Consider the following 2,288-nt stretch of genomic DNA (forward strand, 5'->3'; position numbering starts at 1 on the left):
GTCCCAGTGAAACAGAACACCGTCAGACCGCCCGCGGCCGCCTCGCCATGGAGGGCCGCCAGCGCCGGTGACGCCGACTCGAGGATCGGCAGGGGCGTCGTCGTGATCCCGGGGAGCTCGGTGCCGTCCACGCAGCGCACGGGCGGACCGACGAGCTCCGGACAAGCCTTGCCCAGACTGAAGGCCAGCACTGCCGCGGTGTTGGCTTTCAGTCCGGTCGGCAGCGAACCGTCCACGATAATGACGCTCTTCGTGCTCATGACTGTTTGCCCTCGCTATTCGGAACACGCCGTTGACACGAGCCACCGACACGCCTGCGCAGGGCACGGGCGGCGGCCGTGACCATTCCGGGGCGAGCGTATCCCGTCGCGGGGCGAATGGATTGCACGATATACGGGCTACCGGTCACCCCGGTCGCAGGAGTGAGGTCAGGACACCTGCCGGACCGGTTCGACGCTGCCCGGCGTCACGCCGGTGATGCGTCGGAAGCAACGCGCGAAGTGCGGCTGATCGTAGAAGCCGAGACGGAGCGCGACGTCGCTGGGCTGATCACCGCGGGCAAGCAGCGGCACAGCCTCGCCGATGCGGCGTTGCAGCCAGTAGGCGTAGGGCGGGACACCCACCGCCTCGCGGAAGACGTCGAGGAGGTAGTGGGGATGCAGGTCCACGAGCGTGGCGAGGTCGCCCAGGCTCAACCGTTCCGGCTCCCGCGCTCGTCCGGCCGCCGCGTAATCACGCGCGAGGGTATCCAGGTAGTCCCGCACGCGGCGCACCGCCGCCGGTTCCCGCCCGGGAGTCGTGGGCGTCTCACGCCCATGTCGCACGAAGACGCCGTCGAGGGTGTCCAGAAGCAGCGAATCGACGGCCAGCCGCCAGCCCGCATGCCCCCGCAGCGCCATACGCCGCGCGAGCGCCGCGAAACGCCGGCTGACGAATCGGCCGGTATCCAGGGCATACGGCGAGGGGAAACCGCGTCGCGGCCGCGACGGCAGCATCTCCGCCAGCGCCTGCTCGCCCACGTACAGCGTGCGGTATGCCATGCGACCATCGACAGCGTAGCCGTCATGCGGCTGACCGGGATTCATCAGCGACAGCGTCCGCCGGGGGAAGACGTAGCGCGTGCCCCGGCTGCGATAGCCGCCGACACCGTGCTCGATCACGCCGATAGCGAAGGCATCGTGACTGTGTCGGCCGAAGGGCTGACCGCTGACCGTCGCGTCGAGCAGGTGAACCCCGGGACGCCAGTCGGGCACGTAGAGCCGGCTGCGGGCGGCGGGCTTCATCGTCGGATGACGCGCGGCTCACGCCGGCGGGCATCCCCCGACCGGGACCGGTTCGGGTAGGGGTGCCGCCGCATCGGCGCTAGCCGTCACCGTCCCCCAGGGGCCGCGCCTGGACGATCACACCCAGCAAGGGATGGTCGAGGTAGTGAATCTCGTCGCTGCGCATGCGCCGGCTCTGGGTCATGGGATAGACGGTACCGCCGGTCTCGCGGCGGTAGCGCAGATCGACCTGGGCATGGAGGTAGCGGCTGACGTAGACACGCATCATCCCGTAGAGCCCGGGTGTCTCCGGAATGCGTTCGCCGGCCGGGACACCGTCACCGACGGCCACCCACTGGTTCCGCCCCTTGGCGAGATCCGGCTGGATCCAGCCGAAATGACCGAGCACCACGTACTGGTCCGCGGACGCCAGGCGCTGACGGATGCCCGAGAGCTGATAGGCGCTGGAGGCGAGGCGCCGGAACGGGCCGCCGCCGGGGCGGGAGACGCGCACGTCCTGCGGCAGCGCGGGCGGCACGTCCGGCCAGCTCTCGCCGTCGGCGCCGCTCGCCTCCCACTGGCGGAAGACCACGACCTCCACGGCATAGTCCCGGGCGAGAGCGGCGCCGCTGACGGCCAGCCCGCTGAGGGCGAGGACGACGGCGGTCGCGGCGACGGCGATCCGGCGCGGCATGGCGTTCTCCACGATCATTACGACTCCACGCGGGCGGGGCGCTCCACCGCGCCCCTGTCGTCCGACGGGGACGGCTTCCCGGCACCGAGGGTCTGAAGCAGCGCCTCCACCTCGCGGATGCGGCTGTCCGCGTCCTCGGTCTCGCGGTTGAAGCGCAGCCGCTCCTGACCCTCCAGACGATACACGGCGGGCTGCTCCTGGACCAGACGCACCAGTGCCGCCGGGTCGACTGCCGGCCGGTCGCCGAACTCGATCTTGCCACCGCCCGGACCGGCCTCGATGCGCTGGATGCCCAGCCCCTCGGCAGCAAGCTTGAGCTCGGTCACCCGGAA

The 2,288-nt window shown here is 70.8% G+C and carries 4 protein-coding genes; all 4 read right to left on the reverse strand.

The features are described from left to right. On the reverse strand, positions 1-260 hold a 260-nt coding region (locus G7A99_RS05285), incomplete at its 3' end, for a DUF2000 domain-containing protein (RefSeq protein ID WP_163139130.1). A 168-nt stretch (positions 261-428) separates the two neighbouring features. Beyond that, positions 429-1,283, reverse strand: coding sequence for an AraC family transcriptional regulator (locus G7A99_RS05290; protein ID WP_018716792.1), 855 nt, complete (start codon positions 1,281-1,283; stop codon positions 429-431). Between the two features lie 79 nt (positions 1,284-1,362). After that, positions 1,363-1,974: a CsiV family protein gene (locus G7A99_RS05295; protein ID WP_163139131.1), complete on the reverse strand. Its 612-nt coding sequence runs from the start codon at positions 1,972-1,974 to the stop codon at positions 1,363-1,365. Beyond that, positions 1,974-2,288, reverse strand: a 315-nt coding sequence (locus G7A99_RS25215) for a hypothetical protein (protein ID WP_240466103.1), incomplete at its 5' end; no start/stop codon positions are given. The genes G7A99_RS05295 and G7A99_RS25215, both read right to left, overlap by 1 nt.

The sequence above is a fragment of the Arhodomonas sp. KWT genome, assembly GCF_010993615.1.